16 protein-coding genes are annotated in these 20,351 nt (G+C 58.6%); 6 read left to right on the top strand and 10 right to left on the bottom strand.

The features are described from left to right. Positions 1-38: 38 nt before the first annotated feature. Positions 39-779, top strand: a complete 741-nt coding sequence (locus IF199_RS21665; protein ID WP_007950904.1) for a YciK family oxidoreductase — start codon at positions 39-41, stop codon at positions 777-779. A 362-nt stretch (positions 780-1,141) separates the two neighbouring features. Continuing rightward, positions 1,142-2,068 (top strand): GGDEF domain-containing protein, encoded by a 927-nt coding sequence (locus tag IF199_RS21670; protein WP_096821014.1) that lies wholly within the window; start codon positions 1,142-1,144, stop codon positions 2,066-2,068. 64 nt (positions 2,069-2,132) lie between these two features. Here the strand turns inward: IF199_RS21670 and IF199_RS21675 are convergent, their stop codons facing one another. Continuing rightward, a complete protein-coding gene (locus IF199_RS21675; RefSeq protein ID WP_425220324.1) occupies positions 2,133-2,894 on the bottom strand; it encodes an iron-containing redox enzyme family protein in 762 nt (253 codons plus the stop codon). 79 nt (positions 2,895-2,973) lie between these two features. Next, on the bottom strand, positions 2,974-5,436 hold the full coding sequence (locus IF199_RS21680; protein WP_192558667.1) for an EAL domain-containing protein: 2,463 nt from the start codon (positions 5,434-5,436) through the stop codon (positions 2,974-2,976). Positions 5,437-5,627: 191 nt separating this feature from the next. Between IF199_RS21680 and IF199_RS21685 the strand changes: the two genes are divergently transcribed. Both IF199_RS21685 and IF199_RS21690 read left to right on the top strand, forming a co-directional pair. Beyond that, a complete protein-coding gene (locus IF199_RS21685; protein WP_192558668.1) occupies positions 5,628-7,289 on the top strand; it encodes a hypothetical protein in 1,662 nt (553 codons plus the stop codon). Between the two features lie 266 nt (positions 7,290-7,555). Continuing rightward, positions 7,556-10,207, top strand: a complete 2,652-nt coding sequence (locus IF199_RS21690; RefSeq protein WP_192558669.1) for a hypothetical protein — start codon at positions 7,556-7,558, stop codon at positions 10,205-10,207. A gap of 1 nt (position 10,208) precedes the next feature. On the opposite strand, the gene IF199_RS21695 is transcribed toward IF199_RS21690, so the two are convergent. From IF199_RS21695 to IF199_RS21715, 5 genes are all read right to left on the bottom strand, one after another. After that, positions 10,209-12,026, bottom strand: a complete 1,818-nt coding sequence (locus tag IF199_RS21695; protein ID WP_192558670.1) for an ABC transporter ATP-binding protein — start codon at positions 12,024-12,026, stop codon at positions 10,209-10,211. Further along, positions 12,019-12,621: a DsbA family protein gene (locus IF199_RS21700; protein WP_172829544.1), complete on the bottom strand. Its 603-nt coding sequence runs from the start codon at positions 12,619-12,621 to the stop codon at positions 12,019-12,021. The genes IF199_RS21695 and IF199_RS21700 overlap by 8 nt, the downstream gene beginning before the upstream one ends. A gap of 35 nt (positions 12,622-12,656) precedes the next feature. Continuing rightward, the gene (gene trhO / locus IF199_RS21705) at positions 12,657-13,598 is read right to left on the bottom strand and encodes an oxygen-dependent tRNA uridine(34) hydroxylase TrhO (RefSeq protein WP_096821010.1); all 942 of its coding nucleotides are present in this window, start codon (positions 13,596-13,598) and stop codon (positions 12,657-12,659) included. A 102-nt stretch (positions 13,599-13,700) separates the two neighbouring features. Continuing rightward, positions 13,701-14,000 carry a BolA family protein gene (locus IF199_RS21710; protein WP_096821009.1) on the bottom strand — a complete coding sequence of 100 codons (300 nt, stop codon included), beginning with the start codon at positions 13,998-14,000 and terminating at the stop codon, positions 13,701-13,703. 12 nt (positions 14,001-14,012) lie between these two features. Next, positions 14,013-14,531, bottom strand: a complete 519-nt coding sequence (locus IF199_RS21715) for a DUF2059 domain-containing protein (protein ID WP_192558671.1) — start codon at positions 14,529-14,531, stop codon at positions 14,013-14,015. A 193-nt stretch (positions 14,532-14,724) separates the two neighbouring features. On the opposite strand from IF199_RS21715, the gene IF199_RS21720 reads away from it, so the two are divergent. Further along, on the top strand, positions 14,725-16,119 hold the full coding sequence (locus IF199_RS21720) for a class II fumarate hydratase (RefSeq protein WP_192558672.1): 1,395 nt from the start codon (positions 14,725-14,727) through the stop codon (positions 16,117-16,119). A gap of 37 nt (positions 16,120-16,156) precedes the next feature. Here the strand turns inward: IF199_RS21720 and IF199_RS21725 are convergent, their stop codons facing one another. Continuing rightward, a complete protein-coding gene (locus tag IF199_RS21725) occupies positions 16,157-17,116 on the bottom strand; it encodes a DMT family transporter (RefSeq protein WP_096821006.1) in 960 nt (319 codons plus the stop codon). A 210-nt stretch (positions 17,117-17,326) separates the two neighbouring features. On the opposite strand from IF199_RS21725, the gene IF199_RS21730 reads away from it, so the two are divergent. Next, positions 17,327-17,527, top strand: a complete 201-nt coding sequence (locus tag IF199_RS21730; RefSeq protein ID WP_192558673.1) for a DUF6316 family protein — start codon at positions 17,327-17,329, stop codon at positions 17,525-17,527. On the opposite strand, the gene IF199_RS21735 is transcribed toward IF199_RS21730, so the two are convergent. Then, entirely contained in the window at positions 17,524-18,708 is a 1,185-nt protein-coding gene (locus IF199_RS21735; RefSeq protein ID WP_192558674.1) for a thiolase family protein, read from the bottom strand. The genes IF199_RS21730 and IF199_RS21735 overlap by 4 nt on opposite strands. A gap of 102 nt (positions 18,709-18,810) precedes the next feature. After that, positions 18,811-20,325, bottom strand: coding sequence for a polyphosphate:AMP phosphotransferase (gene pap, locus IF199_RS21740; RefSeq protein ID WP_096821003.1), 1,515 nt, complete (start codon positions 20,323-20,325; stop codon positions 18,811-18,813). Positions 20,326-20,351: the final 26 nt, after the last annotated feature.

The following is a 20,351-nucleotide window of genomic DNA, read 5'->3' on the forward strand; positions in this document are numbered from 1 at the left end:
GTGGGAGCGATCAGAAGTTAATGGATTAGAGGTTGTTTATGTTTGATTACTCCGCTCGCCCCGAACTGCTCAAGGATCGGGTCATTCTGGTCACCGGTGCCGGTCGTGGCATCGGTGCGGCGGCCGCCAAGACCTACGCGGCCCACGGTGCGACCGTGTTGCTGCTGGGCAAGACCGAAGCCAACCTGACCCAGGTCTACGACGAGATCGAAGCGGCCGGGCATCCGCAGCCGGCGGTGATCCCGTTCAACCTCGAAACCGCCCTGCCCCATCAATACGATGAGCTGGCGGCGATGATCGAGACCGAGTTCGGCCACCTCGACGGTCTGCTGCACAACGCCTCGATCATCGGCCCGCGTACGCCGATCGAACAGCTGTCCGGTGAAAACTTCATGCGTGTCATGCAGGTCAACGTCAACGCGATGTTCATGCTGACCAGCACCCTGCTGCCGCTGCTCAAACTGTCCCAGGATGCCTCGGTGGTGTTCACCTCCAGCAGTGTCGGGCGCAAGGGCCGCGCTTACTGGGGCGCCTATGGCGTGTCCAAGTTCGCCACCGAAGGGCTGATGCAAACCTTGGCCGACGAAGTCGAAAACGTCGCCCCGGTGCGCTCCAACAGCATCAACCCGGGCGCCACCCGCACCAGCATGCGCGCTCAGGCTTACCCGGGCGAAAACCCGCTGAACAACCCGACTCCGGAAGAGATTATGCCGGTCTATCTGTACCTGATGGGCCCGGACAGCACGGGTATCAACGGCCAGGCATTCAACGCTCAGTAGTGCCATACGTCGCATTTGTTGCCGCGGCGGATTCCCGTCGCGGCAGGCATTTGCCGCTTTGCGCAGGCCTGTTTCAGTCAAATAACCACCATCCCTCTCCTCGCAAAAAACTCAAGCCTTTGATTCGCAACGGTTTTAATAAAACCTGAACTGAATGGCACGACTTTCGCTCTACATTCCCTGAAAGCACGCCGAGTGAAGGCAGTCGGGCAAGGCCTGATTCGATAGCTGACTAATCGTCATCGGGCAGACTAAACTTACGCCAAATGTCCTACGGGACTGATGGATCAGTATGACGCGCAGCCCATAGCCGCTCTCACCCAGCCTGTAAGACAGACTTACTGCTTAGGGGCTCACGCCATATGAAATCACCCTCCCAGACCACTGCAATTGACTTCGACAGTGCCAAATTGCAACGCCTGGGCTTTGGTCAGCTGCCTCCGCTTCTGGAGCGACCTGTCAGCCTGGCGCAATTGCGCCAGCAAATGAGCCTGCAACTGCAAACCAGCCTTGAGCCCCAACGTATCCTGGGTCTGTTCTTCCGCGAAGTTCAGCGTCTGGTGCCGCTCGATGCCTTGAGCTATGTACACAGCGGCAGTGACTTGCGCCTGGAATTCGGCGCCCGTGGTCATCATTCCGCCAGCTACAGCCTCAGCCACGACGGCGAGCACATGGGCGAACTGGTGTTTCGCCGCAACCAGCGTTTCAGCGAACAGGAACTGGGCAATCTGGAGTCACTCCTGTCGTCCCTGCTGTACCCGATGCGCAATGCGCTGCTCTATCGTGTCGCGACGCAAACCGCGCTGCGCGATCCATTGACCGGCGCCGGCAACCGCATCGCCATGGAGCAGACCCTGCAGCGGGAAATCGAGATGTCACGTCGACACCTGCAACCGTTGTCGCTGCTGATGCTGGACATCGACCATTTCAAACAGGTCAACGACAGCCATGGCCACACGGCCGGCGATGAAGTGCTCAAAGCCGTCGCGGCATCGATCAAGGACCAGTTGCGCAACGTCGACATGGTGTTTCGCTATGGCGGGGAAGAGTTCCTGATCCTGCTGTCCAATACCAGCCGCGAAGCCGCCGCGATGGTCGGCGAACGCCTTCGCTATGCAGCGCAAGCCCAGGACTACTACGCCGATGGCCAGTTGATCGAACTGACCGTGAGCCTCGGTTGCTCGACCCTGCTGCCGGGCGAATCCGCCGACAGCCTGCTGCGCCGCGCCGACAGCGCGCTGTACGTGGCCAAGCGCGAGGGGCGCAATCGCCTGACAATGGCCGGCTGAACCTTATCAGGCCAATAAAAAACGGGAGCACACAGGCTCCCGTTTTTTATGGATGTCGCCGAAACTAGCTCTCGACCAGCGCCCGTCGCTCGCGCCCGACCAGCACCCGCTCCGTCAACTCCAGCTGCATGCAGCGCTCGAGGAACAGGTACATGTAGTCATAGCTCTTGCAGATCGCCTGGCGCAGTTCCGCCTGCAAGGCCCGACTCGGGTTCATCCCGGCCAGGGTGCAGATGATTTCCAGCGCTTCCCACGGGTGGGCATCATCGTACTGGGCGTGCATCTTCAGCCACTTCATGGCCCGTTTGCGGTCTTCTTCAGGAAAGGCCGCGGCGTACACACCGGTCGAACAGACCAGCGCCGACCACTCCCCGGTCGCGCCTTCGATGGCATAGTTGGTGGCGGCGATGGCCACGATCAGCGAATCCGCCGAACTGGTGTGCCAGCACCAGTGACTCAGGGCGTGCAATTCCGGCGGCACTTGCTGGGCCTGCAGGTCTTCCAGGCTCACGCCGTGGGCCCGACTCCAGTTCACCCAGTAATCGGCATGGTTGAGTTCGACGCGAATGTTGCGCATCAGCCAACGCCGCGCCATGTCTTCACCCGGGTGACGGGCGAACTTGGTCTTGGTGAGATTCTGCGCCATGTACAGCGCGAACTGCTCAACGACGGGCCAGCCCCCGATCAGGTACTGGCGCATGGTCTTGGCGCTGAGCTTGTTATCACGCATGCGCAGGTAAAGTTCATGTTCGACAACCCGGCGTTTGCTCTCGCTGCAATCCTGAATCAACTGTTGTGCCCAGGCAGGATAACTTGCAGCTTCCATGAGTGGTCCGGTTCGGTTGAATGTGTCGATCACTGTTCGGCTCCTTTTGATTTGTGATTGTAAGGATCGGCGAGAGACTTCAACGGAACGTGCCAGGCGCCTTGAACAACAGCGGCTGCGGTCTGGCGGGCCGACTTTGCAAACTGTCACAGGTAAACAATTGCGGGCGTTCGATGACATAACCCTGAGCGTAATCCACGCCGATTTCAAGCAATGCCTGCTCGATCTGGGCTGTTTCGACAAACTCGGCAATTGTCTGCTTACCCATGACATGCCCGATGTGGTTGATCACTTCGACCATAGCGCGGTTAATCGGGTCGTCCAGCATATCCTTTACGAAACTCCCGTCGATCTTCAGGAAGTCTACAGGCAAATGTTTCAAATAAGCGAATGAAGACATTCCGGCGCAAAAGTCGTCCAGCGAGAAGTAACAACCCAAGCCTTTGAGTTCATTAATAAATCGGATTGCACTGCCAAGATTTGCAATGGCACTGGTTTCTGTAATTTCAAAACAAATCATTTCAGGAGGAACGGAATAGTTATCAAACTGTTCTCGCAGAAAGTGCAAGAACGCGTCATCTCCGATAGTAATGCCTGAAAGATTAATCGCACACATTGCCAGAGGCCGTTCGCACTCTTCGTTAATACATTGAGCAATTACCTTAAATACATTCTGCACAACCCAACGATCGAGTGACGTCATCAAACCGTAACGCTCGGCCGCCGGTATGAAACTGTCCGGCAGAATCATCCGACCCGCCTCGTCATGCAGGCGCAACAGAATTTCAATGTGCCCGCCCGCGCCACCGGCAACCGAACCCAGCGGGGCGATTTCCTGGGCATAGAGACAGAAGCGGTTTTCCTCCAGGGCCATGTGCAGGCGCTGTACCCAGGCCATCTCGCCGAATCGCAAGGACAGTTCAGAGTCGTCGGCATGGTAGACCTGCACCCGGTTGCGGCCCTTTTCCTTGGCCATGTAGCAGGCCATGTCGGCCGCCCGCAGCGAGGCTTCAAGAGTGGTCGGTGTTTGCGCGACATGCACCAGACCAATGCTGACGGTGGTCAGGAACGGCCGCCCCTTCCAGACGAAATGCAGGTTCTGCACCGTCTGACGCAGCCCCTCGGCGATCTTCTCGGCCGCCTCCGGTGCGCAGTTCTCCAGCAGGATGCCGAACTCGTCGCCCCCCAGCCGCGCCAGTGTGTCGCCCTCGCGCAGGCCTGATTGCAGCAACGCACAGATATGTCGCAGCAACTCATCGCCCGCCGCATGCCCGCAGGTGTCATTAACCAGTTTGAACTGATCGAGATCGAGGAACATCAGCGCATGTCGCCCGGGCTGCCGCGTCAGATTGTGCAAGGCCTGCTCGAGGCGGTATTCGAACTCGCGTCGGTTGGCCAGCCCAGTCAGTGCATCGTGAGTCGCCTGCCACGACAGATTGGCGATGTATTGCCGCTCCTGCGTCATGTCGTGCAACACCAGCACCGTTCCGCTGACCTTGCCCGCATTGCGGATCGGCGCGCCGACCAGAGTCACCGAAACGGTGCTGCCGTCCAGTCGCTGGATCAGCTTCGAGTGTTCGCTGCCGCCGGTGAGCTGGCCACTGAGAATGTGCTCGATCAGGGTCAGCCCTTCGGTCTGGGCATTGTCATCCAGCAAATTGAACAACGCCGCCAGCGGCAGACCGGCAGCCTGCTCGGCCTTCCAGTGTGTCAACGCCTCGGCGGCCGGGTTCATGTAGTCGATCGCACCGCTCACATCGGTGGTGATTACCCCATCGCCAATCGAATGCAGCGTGACATGTGCGCGATCCTTTTCCAGTTGCAGTGCTTCGGCGAAGGCATGCCGCTGCTTCAGCAGTTTGCGGGTGCGCAGCAGCGCCAGCACGATCAGGCCCAGCGCGGTGGCGAGGTTGGTGAACAGCAGCAGGCGCAGAATCACCCGTGACCCCTCACCAAGCGCATCACTGAAAGCCTTGGCGGCAGGCGTCACGCCATCGTTGATCGCAAAGATCCGGTCTTTCCAGCGCCGGATATCGGCATCAGTGGCGGCATTGGCGGTGATGCGTCGGTGCATCTCCTGCGCCACGTCATCGAGCTCCACCAGGTAGGCATCGCCCAGCGTCCAGCGGTCGATGGCGGTTTCCAGATAACTGAAGTGACGGAAATTCAGGTACAGCCAGATCAGGCTGGAGACATCGTCCGGGTGGTTGCCGCCCTTGAGGATGCCCTCGCGCGCCGCTTGCAGGTCGGGCGGTTGCTTGTCCAGTGCCAGGCGCAACTGATGGCCGCCCTGAGGCACGGCGATTGCGTTCTGGTATTTGAGATAAATCGCCTCGTCGCGGCTGTCGGCATACAGATTGAGGTAATAGATCGCGTCTTTCTGGCCCTTGGACCAGAGGCTTTCACCTGCGACATAGCCGCGAACGGCCGACAGGACGTAGAGACTCACGCCTCCCAGCAAGGCTTGAAACAACACGACGGCGATGAATGGCCAGACGATGCCCAACAGCCGTGGCGTTCCGAGAGTCCGCTTTTGCTTCATGAGGTCCCTTGATTTAGCACCGCCAGATCAGCGTCCAACGTGATCGCTACAGCTAGACTAGGGTGCGTTTTCGATCCCAGCAAGCGAGTAAAAGGCCAAATATCGAGACAGCCAATACATATCTACTGCACCGAGAGCGTCGTGGAATCTGAAACTGAGAATCCAACTACAGACTCAGGCGCTGATTATTTATGTTGACGACCCCCTCCGGACCTTCTCCCTCCAACCTGCAATATCTGGCTCAACTGGACGAGTACGACGCGCTGCTGTCATCGCTGCGCAACGCCAAAACGGCATCTACACCTTTGTCTGGCGTGTTTCTTTCGCCGAAACCCCATTCCTCCCTGGCGCAGGAGCATGAGATCGCACAGACGCACCTGAAGCAACTTCTCGACCACCCGGACTACCTTGCTTTGTTGCGCACGAAAACCGGGAACAACGTCACTCCCCTCCTGACAGTCACGCTTGATCAAGGACAGATTCAGTTTGAGGCCGCTGATGCAAATCAGCTGATAGTCCTACTACCCGTGACCGACCAGCGATCCCTGGAAAATATCGTGGCCACTATCAAGGAGTGCCTGGCAAACATAGGAGGACAACTTCGCTCCGACCGTCTGCTTCGTCTGCCTCAGATTCTGTGGTTCTACGGCCTGCAGCCAATAAAACCGCAAACCGGTGCCACACTTGATACCTTGATCAAAGAGCTGGACGAGATGCGGGCGTGTTTCAGTCTCGGCCTCGATTCAACCATGAACATGGGCGATTTCATCGAAGAGTCCGGTCGCAAGTCGATACTTGAGGCCCTCAGCTTCATACTTGCGGACAACGAAACGTCTGTCATTGAAAGCTTGGGCAAGGAGGTGTTACTCAATATCCCGACTGATCACCTGCGCGCAACCCCTGCCACCTTCCTGGATCGGATGCTCAACGGAAACAACGCGCAATGGTTGGCTCAAAAGTTACTTGAACAACTGCAATGGTACGGGTCGCAATCCCATGAAGAGGTCGATAGCGGGATTAAAAAAAGGCTATTGCTGGCAGCGATTCGGTGCTGGTACAGCCTCACCGATGACAAGCCGGATGACACTGTCATCCGCTTTCGACTTGAACAGCCCTCCAACTGGGGGAAAAGCTATCGCACCTTGCGCAGTGACTTTGAAACCTATCTGATTGATTCGGGCAACGTATCGACAGCCATCGAAGCGATCTTGCTTGCACGCCTGCTACAACCACAATTGCCTGCCGAATTCCAGGTCAGGGGCATTCCTGAAGAATTACCCTACAGGAGCTCGATCGTATGGGTGAACTTTGTTCACGGAGTAAACCTAGCTAAAGCTATCGACCGCTCTCTGATCTCACGAATGACCTTTCAGCAGATTGTTGACTTCCCGATTAAAAAATCCGCAGGCGCCTCCCCCGAACTTCTCGACCTGATCGTTTTGACCCGTATACACCCAACACTGGATTGGGCATCAACAAACGGCTTCTTGAACCAACAATCCAAGAACGCCTACACAGATGAAATGATTCTCCTGGCGACAGATGCGTTATTCACTCAAACAAACCTCCTTAACGAATCCATCACCTGTCTAGCTGCAGAAACCCCTAACCGACTGACCATCGCCAAAAACAAACTGACCAAAATTTTTGGTTCCGGCACTTTTAATGCCGGTAAAACGAAACTGGTAGAAGAGGCTAACCAATACCTCGTCAACCCTATACGACACGGCGGGCCAATACAAAGAACGCAAATCAACGCCTACGCTTTTGTTGACGTGTACGCTTCGGGAAAGATCTACAACGAAAAAAATGGTTTTTTACCGACGGTGTCACTGTTTCTGACAAGTGGATAAGCGTCAACAAACAAAAAATTGTCAGCAGCAATGCATTTCGACCCGAGCACAATAACAAGTCCATCAAACTGCCTGACGTAAAAAACCTGTTCAAGGCATCGTTCAACCTCCACCTTTTTCTTCAACGCATTGCTTATCAGGATTTGATCCTTTCCCAACTCGCCACATTGCCATGGACTGATCGCCTGGCCCTGGAGTATGGCGAGATAAGAATACTGACGCTGCGCAAAGGTACTGGCCGAGCCGCAGGCATTGAAACTCCTGCCATGACCTTGCCGCTCAGGTCACGTAAAGGATTTGTTCTGGCGGTGAAGCATGAGGGCAGACAGTCCTATTACGAACTTCTGCCGTCAGCCGGCATCATTCGTTTACTACCCGACTTTAGCGCAAGCTTGATCGGCGGCGTACTTACCGAAGGATTCTGGGGTAACGCCCGCGTGATCTATCGCGACCCGATTTCGGTGCCATTTGACTGGGATGCTCATACCCACGGCAGCCAACCGAGAAAGAATCAGAATTGCATGGCTATTATCGATCAGTTCGGTGAGACATTCACCGCGCAAAAAATCGATGAAAGTTACACAAGCTTCCCTTGCACTCTAAAATCACAACGATTGAAAAAACTCACTTCTTTCATCTCGCACACTCTTTTTTTTGTTGACGAAGAACATTATAGAAGTGCTGCTTATGATGAAACAAAATACGACAAGGAACAAAAAATCAGGGACAACATCCTGAACATAACAAAAAGCATCGTCCCGTTCTGGGGCAGTATCGAAGACCTGGCATCGGGCGATGCAAAAAAAATCAAGGATGGATTTCTTGGTATTTTCATTGATATTGCCTCGTTCCTGTTTCCCATCGGAAAGTTTGCATCCGGCTCAATGAGGCTGGTATCGATTTCAGGCAAGTTGGGCGTACGAGCAACACTCCCCTCGTTCATGACATTGACAAAAAAGCTGTTTATTACCACGTTGAACAACTTGAATCCTATCGATGGAATACCCACGCTTCTCGGGGCATTGGGCGCAGGCGTTTCGAGGCTTGGCAAATTCGGATTATTCAAACTCAAAGGGCTAGCGGGGAGAACAGGCCAATACGATTTCGTACAGGGTTTGCCTCAAGCAACAGATCCTGGTCGCTGGAAGCCCCTCGCGGCGGGCGACCAACTGGGGTCTGTAAACGGTATTGAAGATATCGTCCTTCGCCGCACCAACACAGGCAGCATTCCTTCGTACCATCCCGTTGATCCCCATTCCGGTAAACCTTACGGCCCGCCACTGGCGGACAAGACCCACCGGTTAACGCTGGGGCGCTCTTCATATGCTGCACTGGAGGCAACCGATCAGCAGGTGACCATCAGAGTGGCGGAGAGTGCAAAGATTCGCTCGATTCCGGAGATCGAGGGACGTACCACTCTGTTTATCGACGATGTGCCCTACAGGCTGGACGGCGACCGGCTACGTCGTATCGAACTGATCGACGAAAGTGAGAATTTCAAACGCGCTTCTTGCCGCATCAAACGCGTCCTTGCAAAAGGCGTTTGTATCAACGAATTCGTGACGGACGTGCCCCACGATCCGATCGATATTCCGGCGTTGCATTCATTTGACGAAACCAAAGGTTACGCACCTTGGTTTGGTGAAAGGCGGTGCACCCCGCTTGCGAGGTCTGGGCATGAAGGTGAGTTCTTTCTGCGGGACGGCGTGCTCTATCGATCGCTGAATAACAACGTGAAGCCCTGGACGAACAACATGACCCGCTTGGGCTTTCCCAAGGCATGGCCACAACCCAAGGCAGAAATTCTCGCCGATGTGCAATTTCAAAAAGGCATGTACGCACGGATCGAAATCCAGGGAACCTACACAGGCAGTAATGAACTGCATCGAGTCGGCGCCATTGTGGTGCCGTCGATCGGCGACGACGCCCTCTATCTGTTTACCCGTGTCAACAGTGACAAATGTTACCTGGCGAGACTGCCCGCCGGGCAAAAGTTAAGCGAGTTACAGACTGTCACCATGAAACGACTGTTTAAAGCCGAACTTGAGAAAGGCACACTCGGCGAAGAATTGTTGCGGATCCATAATGGCTCGTTGACCGCCAACAATATGGCGGCTATTTACGGTGTGAGCGCCGTTGAAAATGCCATTGAATCGATGGAACGGATCGCCATACGTGTGGGTGTTCCACGCAACCCACCCTACAATATGAAATTTGTGAAGGTGGACACCAGGCCCGGTGAGGCGTTGCTGTTCGACAACTCGACGCGAATGATTGTCACGGAGTTGCCCGACGGCACAGATACATGGAAGCGTAGCAGGGATGCATCGCCAACGCTGCGTAGAAGGACCGCGGATGTATTCGACACCTTGTTCCAGGAACCGACGATCAAACAGGCAATGGACAGCGTCTTCAGGATCGACCGCACAATGGTTAAGCTACAGGACCTGCTACCCCGATCACTTCGCCCTCATCAGCCAAGAAACATCGCGTATGCCGAAGTCACGAAAGCTGACGGCACACGGGAAGTCTATGTCAGCGTTTCCGGGGAACCGGATACTACCTCGAAACTGCCATTGTTCAAGGCGTGGCTCGGTGCCGAAGAAATCAGGATCGGCGACACGACCTATTTCAATATCGATGCGAACGTCTTGAATACCAAGACTTCTCTGCTCACGGACAGTCATGACAACCTTTTGGCCATCCCCAAAACCTATCCCAAGCTGCCCGACCAGCCAACGTCAGTGGACAGCGAAAGCAAACTGATCGGTGCCCTGCACAAAAAATACCCCGATAAAACAGCGATCCGCTCGGTCAACATCGCCACGACCATGCCACCTTGCGAATCCTGCGCAGTGATCATAAAACTGTTTGGCTACACGGGAGGGAAAAACGCACTCAACGTCATATGGAAATGAACTACAACCGCTGCAAATGCCCATACAGCTTGGCGTACAACCCGCCATCGGCAATCAGTTGCTGATGGTCGCCATCCTCGGCCACTTGCCCGCCGTCGAACACCAGCACCCGGTCCGCCTGCTTCACCGCCGACAAGCGGTGGGCGATGATCAGCGTGGTGCGGCCATGGAGAAAGCGCGCCATGGCCTGATGCAGGTTGTATTCGGTGGCGGCGTCGAGGGCTGACGTCGCCTCGTCGAGGATCACCACTTTGGGTTCGGCGAGGATCATCCGGGCGATGGCCAGCCGTTGTCGCTGGCCGCCGGACAGGCGCACGCCGGAGCGGCCGACGATGCTGTCGAGTCCATCCGGCAAGGCGCGGATAGTCGCTTCAAGCTGGGCGATTTCCAGTGCCTGCCAGCACGCTTCGTCACTGCGGGTACGGCCCATGGTCAGGTTGGCTCGCACGGTGTCGTTGAACAGCGCCGGATGCTGCAGCACCACCGCGACATTTTCCCGAACCGTTTCCAGGCCGATTTCCTGCTGGGTCGATCCGCCGAAACGAATGGTGCCGGCCAGCGGTGTATACAGACCCAGCAGCAGTTGCACGAGGGTACTTTTGCCGCCGCCGCTGGCGCCGACAATCGCCACTTTCTCGCCCGGTGCGATGGACAGGTTCATCTGATCCAGCACCAGCTCATCGCCATAACCGAAGCTCAGGCCTTGCACCTCGATGCCGACGGTATCGCGGCCCTTGAACGGATCGACGCCACCGGGGTATTGCGGCTCGTCGGCACGGGCCAGCAGCTCGTTGATCCGGGTCAACGCACCGCCGGCGGCGTAATAGGCGTATTGCAGGTTCAGCAGTTGTTCGACCGGGCCGATCATGAACCACAGGTAGCTGAACACCGCGAGCATCTGGCCGATCGAGAGGTCGGAGAACAGCACCGTGAGCATCGCCGCCGCGCGGAAGATGTCGATGCCGAACTGGAACAACAGACCGCTGGCACGGTTGGAGGCGTCGGTCTTCCACTGCGAATTGACCGCGTAATTGCGCACTTCCTGGGCTCGCAGGCCAAGGCGCCCGAGGAAAAAGCCCTGTCGGTTGCCGGCGCGCACTTCCTGGATCGCATCGAGGGTTTCGCTCAGCGCCTGGGTGAAACGCGAGGTGCTGTCGTTCTCCAGTTTCTTCAGGTGCTTGACCCGTTTGCCCAACTGCACCGTGGCGTAGATTACCAGCGGGTTGAACAACAGGATCAGCAGCGCCAGTTTCCAGTGCATCCACATCAGGATGCTGGCCGTGCCGACCAGCGTCAGCATCGCCACCAGGAAACGGCTGAGGGTTTCACCGACAAACTTGTCGAGGGTGTCGAGATCGGTGACCAGGTGCGTGGTGACCGTGCCGCTGCCCAGGCTTTCGTATTCGCCCAGCGAGATCCGCTTCAGACGCTCGATCAGCCGCACGCGAATGCGATAAACGATGTCCTTGGCCAGCCGCGCAAACAACCGCGCCTGCAACACGCCAAAACACAGGGCACTGCAGCGCAGGGTCAACGTCACCACCAGCATCAGGCCGATGTAGCCTGCCGCCTGCTGCCACATCGTCGGCAGCGCATGGTTCATGACTTTCAGTGCGGCATCGCCATGGCCAAGCAGGACTTCGTCCACCAGCAACGGCAGCAGCAACGGAATCGGCACGCTGCACAGCGTCGCCAGCACGGCGACGCCGTTGGCGATCCACAGGGATTTTTTGTGATGAAGAGCCAGACGCCGGACTTCAGCCCAGCTCAGCCGGTCGACACGCTTGACGGCTGGCGTGTCATCGGCCGGGTCAGACACAGGCGGCGCGCTCCAGCCATCGGCCGAGCAGCGGCGACAGTTCACTGAGCGGCTGGTAACCGTTGGTCAGCAACGCCAGTTGGCCATTGCGCTCGGCGAGCAGGGTCGGAAATCCGGCGATTCCCAGGTCCTGAACCCAACTGAAATCGGCCTGGGTCGCCTTGTGTTGATCGGCATGATCAAACAGGGCAGCAAATTCGATGCGGGGGACGCCGGCCTTCTCTGCCAGCTCCACCAGAACGCTGGCCTGGGTGACATCGCGACCTTCAGCGTAAAACGCGTGTTGGATCAACCCGACCAGTTTCCACGCGCAATCCGGCGCCAGGCTGCGCGCGGTGACAATGGCCCGGCAGGCAGGCTCGGTGTCGTAGACAAAACCGTCCGGCAGCGCGCCTTCGAACTTGAACGGCTGGCCGGTGGCCTCGGTGACCGCCTGCCAGTGCTCGAGAATGTAGCGCCGGGTGGTCGGTTCCAGCGCCGCACCGCTGCCGGTGCGCAACCCGCCGACCACCAGGTGCAGCTCCACCCCGGCTGCCTGCGCCTGCTCCACCAATGCCTTGGCCACCGGGGCAAATCCCCAGCACCACGAACACATCGGATCCATCACATAGAGCAGGCGTGCAGACATGATTAAGCCTCGGTGGATGCTTGCTTATAGTTGTAGCCGATCGGGTGCGGCATGTTGCGCGCTTTTGCCAGTTCGATCTGTTTCTGGCGGTCGATCGCGCTGCGGCGAGTCTTCTCGCTCAGGGTGTCCCAGCAGTGCGGGCAGCTGATACCGGCCACGTAATGCTCGGAAGCGCGATCTTCAACGCTGACCGGGGTGCGGCAGGCATGACACTGATCGTAGTCGCCTTCGCTCAGGTCATGGCGCACGGTCACGCGGTTGTCGAACACAAAGCAGTCGCCCTGCCATTTGGTCTCTTCCTGCGGCACCTCTTCGAGGTACTTCAGGATGCCGCCCTTGAGGTGGTAAACCTCTTCAAAGCCTTCGCCCAGCATGTAGCTCGATGCCTTCTCGCAGCGGATGCCACCGGTGCAGAACATCGCGACCTTCTTGTGCACGGCCGGGTCGAAGTGTTCTTTGATGTAGTCGGGAAATTCGCGAAAACTGGTGGTTTTCGGATCGATGGCGCCTTCGAAGGTGCCGATCGAGACTTCGTAATCGTTGCGGGTGTCGATCAGCAGCACTTCCGGGTCGCTGATCAGCGCGTTCCAGTCCTGCGGTTCGACGTAGGTGCCGACTTTCTTGTTCGGGTCGACGCCTTCGACGCCCAGGGTCACGATCTCTTTCTTGAGCTTGACCTTGGTGCGATAGAACGGCTGCTCGTCGCAGTACGATTCCTTGTGATCGATGTCGATCATGCGCGGATCGTTGCGCAGCCAGGCCAGCAGGCCGTCGATGCCTTCACGGCTGCCGGACACCGTGCCGTTGATGCCTTCTTCGGCGATCAGCAGGGTGCCTTTGATGCCGTTGTCGACCATCGCTTGCAGCAAGGGCTCGCGCAGGTTGACGTAATCTTCGAGGGTGACGAACTTGTACAGTGCCGCCACGACAATCGGTTGTGTCATGGGTATTTCTCCAGGTGGCTACCCTCGTAAAGGGTGAACCGGATGCGAAAAAAAACGCGCCGGGTGAGCGGCGCGTTGCGGATTCTAGCAAAAAACCGACGTTTAATGCTTGCTGCCGCCGGCACAGGTCGGCGACGCCGGAGCGGCGCCCACCTCTGACCATTCCTGCGGGGTGTAGGTGTGCAGCGCCAACGCATGGAACTCGCCCATCAGCTCGCCGAGCGTGCCGTAGACTTTCTGGTGGCGCTTGACCCGGTTCAGACCTTCGAACTGCGCGCTGACCACCACTGCCTTGAAGTGGGTCTGCAACCCGCGACTGTGCATGTGGCTTTCGTCCAGCACTTGCAGATGCTCAGGCTGAAGCAGCGCCAGCGTCGATTCGATGCGTTGTTGCATGGTCATCACGAACTCCGCTTACTTCTTCTTGGCCGGAGCAGCGCCTTTCGGTGCCAGCTCGTTGGTCATGTCGTCCAGCAATTTGTTGACGACCGGTACTGCGCTTTCCAGTTTGGCCTGGGTCATCTGGGCCGATTGCTGAGTCAGCTGCGGCATTTTTTCCAGGACTTTCTTGCCCAGTGGCGACTGGTAGAACGCGACCAGGTCTTTCAATTCCTGTTCGCTGAAAGTGCTGGTGTAGAGCTTGACCATGTCCGGCTTCAGCTTGTTCCAGCCGATGGCCTGGTCCAGGGCGGCGTTGGCCTTGGCCTGGTAGGTATCCAGTACGGCTTTCTTGGATTCCGGCGCCTTGGTCTGTTCAAAACGCTGGGCGAACATCTGCTGCACTTGCATGTACACCGGAGTGCCCAGCTTGTCAGCGTGCGCCAGGGTCAGGAAAGTTTCGGCACTGGCGTTGTGGCTGGCGGTATCGGCGAACACCTGGCCGCTGGCGCAAACCAGGGCAACCGCGGTGCAGATGGCACGAAGACGAGTCATCGAGTTTCCTTTTCAGCTAGGCGAGGTAAAACCCCAAGGGCGACCATTCTGCGCCTGAATAACGCTGCGGCTCAACCCCCGAGCCTTGCCGCGCTTGATTGGCGGGGCCTGGCGGGGCAACAATCGAGCGGATGGAACCACTTGGGCCACACCGGGCCTAAACTGCGCAAACAGACCAACAGGAGTGTGCACGATGAGCCGTATCGAAACCGACAGCCTGGGCCAGATCGAAGTCCCGGACGACGCTTACTGGGGCGCTCAGACGCAACGCTCGCTGATCAACTTTGCCATCGGTCAGGAACGCATGCCCCTGCCGGTGCTGCACGCCCTGGCACTGATCAAGAAAGCCGCGGCCCGGGTCAATGACCGCAACGGCGATCTGCCCGCCGACATCGCCCGCCTGATCGAACAGGCCGCCGACGAAGTGCTCGAAGGCCAGCACGACGACCAGTTCCCGCTGGTGGTCTGGCAGACCGGCAGCGGCACCCAAAGCAACATGAACGCCAACGAAGTGATTGCCGGCCGCGCCAACGAACTGGCCGGCAACCCGCGCGGCGGCAAGTCGCCAGTGCATCCCAACGATCACGTCAACCGCTCGCAGAGTTCCAACGACTGCTTCCCCACCGCCATGAGCATCGCCACCGCACAGGCTGTGCAGACCCAACTGCTGCCGGCCATCGCCGAGCTGTCGGGTGGCCTGGCCGAGCTGTCAGCGCGGCACATGAAACTGGTGAAGACCGGTCGCACCCACATGATGGACGCCACGCCGATCACCTTCGGCCAGGAGATCTCCGGCTTCATAGCGCAGCTGGATTACGCCGAACGGGCGATTCGTGCCGCGTTGCCGGCGGTCTGCGAACTGGCTCAAGGCGGCACCGCCGTCGGTACCGGGCTCAACTCGCCCCATGGTTTCGGTGAAGCGATTGCCGCGGAACTGGCGGCGTTATCCGGCCTGCCGTTCGTCACCGCGCCGAACAAGTTCGCCGCCCTCGCCGGCCACGAGCCGCTGACCACACTTTCCGGCGCCCTGAAAACCCTCGCCGTGGCGCTGATGAAAATCGCCAACGACCTGCGCCTCCTGGGCTCCGGCCCACGTGCAGGTTTTGCCGAGGTGCGGCTGCCAGCCAACGAACCGGGCAGTTCGATCATGCCCGGCAAGGTCAACCCGACCCAGTGCGAGGCGCTGTCGATGCTCGCCTGCCAGGTGCTGGGCAACGATGTGACGATCGGTATCGCCGCCAGTCAGGGTCACTTGCAGTTGAACGTGTTCAAACCGGTGATCATCCACAACCTGCTGCAATCGATCCGCCTGCTGGCCGATGGCTGCAGCAACTTCCAGCAGCACTGCATCGCCGGACTGGAGCCGGATGCCAAGGTTATGGCGCAACATCTGGAACGCGGTCTGATGCTGGTGACGGCGCTGAACCCGCACATCGGTTACGACAAGTCGGCAGAAATCGCCAAGAAGGCCTACAGCGAAGGGAAAACCTTGCGCGAGGCAGCGCTGGAACTGGGGTATCTGACCGATGAAGAGTTCGATGCCTGGGTGCGGCCGGAGAACATGATCGAGGCCGGCGCCAAGGGCTGAGTCATCCCGATCCTTCCCACGCCTGGCGTGGGAAGGATCATCCGACCAACAGTTTCGCCCGCCGGGCCTTGAGCCCGGCAATCAGCGAAGGCCCGAGCGCCACCAGCGCCGACCCCAGCACCACCAGCACCGCCCCGCCATACGCCAGCAAATTGATTTGCTCGGCATGCACATATTCCGGCCACACCCCGGCCGCCACCGCCACCGCGCCAAACGTCACCAACGGCGTGATCGCAAGCGTCGCACTGACCCGCGAGGCCTCCCAATGCGCCAGCGCCTCGGCAAACGCGCCGTAGGCGATCAGGGTGTTCATGCAGCACGCCAGCAACAACCAGCCCTGCAACGGGCTCAGCTCCAGCGCTTCGAGCGGATGAACCCACGGCGTCAGCAACAAGGCGCAGAACAGGTAGATCACCATCATCACCTGCAACGAATTCCATACCGTCAGCAATTGCTTCTGGCCCAGCGCATAGAACGTCCAGACCGTCGATGCCAGCAGCACCAGTAACACACCGGCGGTGTAGTCAGACAACGATGTGAGCAACTCCGCCAGACGCTGATTGAAGAACAGCGCGAAGCCGATCAGTAGCACCGCCAGCCCCATGCCCTGACCCATACTGAAGCGTTCCTTGAACACGAACAGACTGGCGATCAACAACATGATCGGCCCCATCTGCACCACCAACTGAGCGGTGCCGGGGCTGAGCAGGTTCAGGCCCATCAGGTACAGCACGTAATTGCCCACCAGCCCGAGCACCGCCATCAGCACCAGCCAGCCGCCCTTGGGCCCGAGCACCTTGCGACTCGGCAACCGCTTGGTCGCCGCCAGATAAATGAACAGACAGCCGCCGGACACCGTCAGGCGAAACCAGGTCACGGTGATCGGGTCCATCACCTGCAGCACCTGCTTGAGCTTGATCGGCAGGATTCCCCACAGAAACGCGGTCAACAAGGCCAGGAACATGCCGTACACCCAGCGACCCGACGAAACGTGCATGAGAACCCCGAAAGCCAATGACAGGAGCGCTCATTCTAGGCGCAGAGCTCCGGCCGACACAGGAACAGTTGCGCTCAAGCCGCTAATGAAACTGTGCAGGTCGCAGCATTAAATTGACGCGTTGCCGTTGATCGGCTGACGAAGCGCTGCAAGTGGTTCAGGCATAAGCTCTTTGGATCCCATCCAGCGCAGCGCTCAAGGAGATCGATCATGTTCGGAATGCGCGCCCAGGACACCGCCCCCGCCACGCACTTTCGCAGCGACCGGGTGTGCCGGGTCAACGGCGAACTGTTTTTCAGCACCCGGGAGAACACCCTCGAAGGGCCGTTCGACAGCCCCGAGAAAGCCGAGCAGGAAATCCGCGCGTACATCGCGCGGATGCGATTGATGGATTCCGGCAGACCGTTTTAGCGCACCGCTTCAAACAACCCGGTCGCGCCCATCCCACCGCCCACGCACATGGTCACGATTCCGTAACGCAGGTTGCGTCGCTGCAACTCGCGCACCAAATGCCCGACCTGCCGCGATCCGGTCATGCCGAACGGATGGCCAATGGAAATCGAGCCACCATTGACGTTGTACTTCTCGTTGTCGATTTCCAGCCGATCACGGGCGTACAGGCACTGCGAGGCAAACGCTTCGTTCAGTTCCCACAGATCGATATCGGCCACCTGCAACCCCTTGGCCTTGAGCAGCTTCGGTACGGAGAACACCGGGCCGATGCCCATTTCGTCCGGCTCGCAACCGGCCACGGTGAAACCGCGAAAAAACGCCTTCGGCTTGAGCCCCAGTTGCAGGGCTTTCTCCAGGCTCATCACCAGCGTCATCGAGGCACCATCGGACAACTGCGACGAGTTGCCGGCGGTCACTGAACCGTCCTCGGCAAACACCGGCTTCAACCCGGCGAGGCTTTCATAGGTGGTGTCCGGGCGGTTGCAATCATCGTGATCGACGATGCCGTCGAGGATCTGCACCTCGCCACTGTTTTTGTCTTCAACTCGGTACTTCACCGCCATCGGCACGATTTCATCGTTGAACAGGCCGGCTGCCTGCGCCTGGGCGGTGCGGATCTGACTTTGCAGCGAGTAGCGATCCTGAGCCTCGCGGCTGACGCCATAACGACGCGCCACCACTTCGGCGGTCTGGCCCATGGTGTAGTAGATGCCGGGCGTCTGCTGCTTGAGCAACGGGTTGATCAGGTGATCGGTATTGACGCTTTTCAGGGTCAGGCTGATCGACTCGACACCGCCGGCGACGATGATGTCGCTGCAACCCGAAGCGATCTGGTTGGCGGCAATCGCAATCGCCTGCAAACCCGAAGAGCAGAAACGGTTGAGGGTCATGCCCGCCGTTCCGGTGCCCAGTTGCGAAAGCACCGCCACGTTACGGCCGATGTTGTAGCCCTGGGCGCCTTCATTGGAACCGGCGCCAACGATGCAGTCCTCGACGCTGGCCGGGTCGACGTCGTTGCGCGACAGCAAGGCGTTTACACAATGGGCCGCCATGTCATCGGGACGGGTCTGGTTGAACTTGCCGCGAAAGGACTTGGCCAGGCCGGTCCGCACGCTGTCGACGATCACCACTTCACGCATGGCATACCTCATTGTTGTAGTCGGTTGAGAGTGGACCGAGCATAAGTCCACCCAATCGCCGACTGCGACAATCATTCACCTCGCGTATGCGTGCCCATTGTTTCAGTCCTTGTGTTTCTTGGCGTGCCTGTCGGACTTCTCGAAGGCCTCTTCCAGTGCACGGTTGATCGTGCGCAGCACCTTGACCCGGGCCCAGCGCTTGTCGTTGGCCTCGACCAGCGTCCACGGCGAGATTTCGGTACTGGTGCGGTCGACCATGTCGCCCACGGCCCCACGGTATGCGTCCCACTTGTCGCGGTTGCGCCAGTCGTCTTCGGTGATCTTGAAGCGCTTGAACGGGATCTCTTCGCGCTCCTGGAAACGCTCCATCTGCGTGTCCTTGTCGATCGCCAGCCAGAACTTGACCACGATCACGCCGGCGTCGGCGAGTTGCTCCTCGAAGTCGTTGATTTCGCCATAGGCGCGCATCCAGTCGGCGGTGCTGCAAAAACCCTCGACCCGCTCCACCAGCACCCGGCCGTACCAGGATCGGTCGAACACAGTGAACTTGCCCCGGGCCGGAATGTGCCGCCAGAAGCGCCACAGATACGGCTGCGCCCGCTCTTCTTCGGTCGGCGCGGCAATCGGCACGATGTTGTACTGACGCGGGTCGAGCGCCGCCGCGACCCGACGGATCGCCCCGCCCTTGCCCGCGGCATCGTTGCCTTCGAACACCGCCACCAGCGCATGCCGGCGCATGCGCTTGTCACGCATCAGCCCGGACAGTCGCGCCTGCTCGGTGATCAGTTGTTCTTCATAGTCTTTCTTTTCCAGGCGCTGGGTCAGGTTGAGGCTGTCGAGCAGGTTCAACTGATCCACCGATGTACCCAGCGGCTGGGCGTTGACATCGTGCGGGTGGACGTCGGGGCGCTTCAGCGCATTCTGCAGGCCTTCGAGCAGAATCTTGCCGACCGTCAGGCTGCGGTAATGCGCGTCCATCCCTTCGATGACATGCCACGGCGCGTAATCGCGGCTGGTGCGACGCAACACGCGCTCACCGTATTTGACGAACTTGTCGTAGGTCTCCGATTGCTGCCAGTCCAGCGGGCTGATCCGCCAACTGTGCAACGGGTCGTCGGCCAGGGCCTTGAGGCGCGCCTTCATCTGTTTCTTGGACAGGTGAAACCAGAACTTGAAGATCAGCGCGCCTTCATCGCACAGCATCTTTTCCAGACGCTCGGCGCCGGCAATCGCCTGATCCAGTCGCGGGTCCTTGAACAAGCCGTGCACCCTGCCCTGCAGCATCTGGCTGTACCAGTTGCCGAAGAAAATCCCCATCCGCCCCTTGGCCGGCAGCATCCGCCAGTAACGCCAGGCCGGTGGTCGTGCCAGTTCTTCGTCGGTCTGCTGGTCGAACGTGCGCACTTCGATCAGGCGCGGGTCCATCCATTCGTTGAGCAGCTTCACCGTCTCGCCCTTCCCGGCGCCTTCGATGCCGTTGATCAAAATGATCACCGGAAAGCGCTTTTGCTGCTGCAATTCGAACTGGACTTCAAGCAGTGCTTCACGCAGGGCGGGCACGGCGGCTTCGTAGGTTTCTTTGTCGATGGCGTGACCGATTTCAGCGGATTCGAACATAGGGACGGCTCCTTCCAGGATTCAGC

The organism is Pseudomonas allokribbensis (assembly GCF_014863605.1).
Taxonomy (GTDB): Bacteria; Pseudomonadota; Gammaproteobacteria; order Pseudomonadales; family Pseudomonadaceae; genus Aquipseudomonas; species Aquipseudomonas allokribbensis.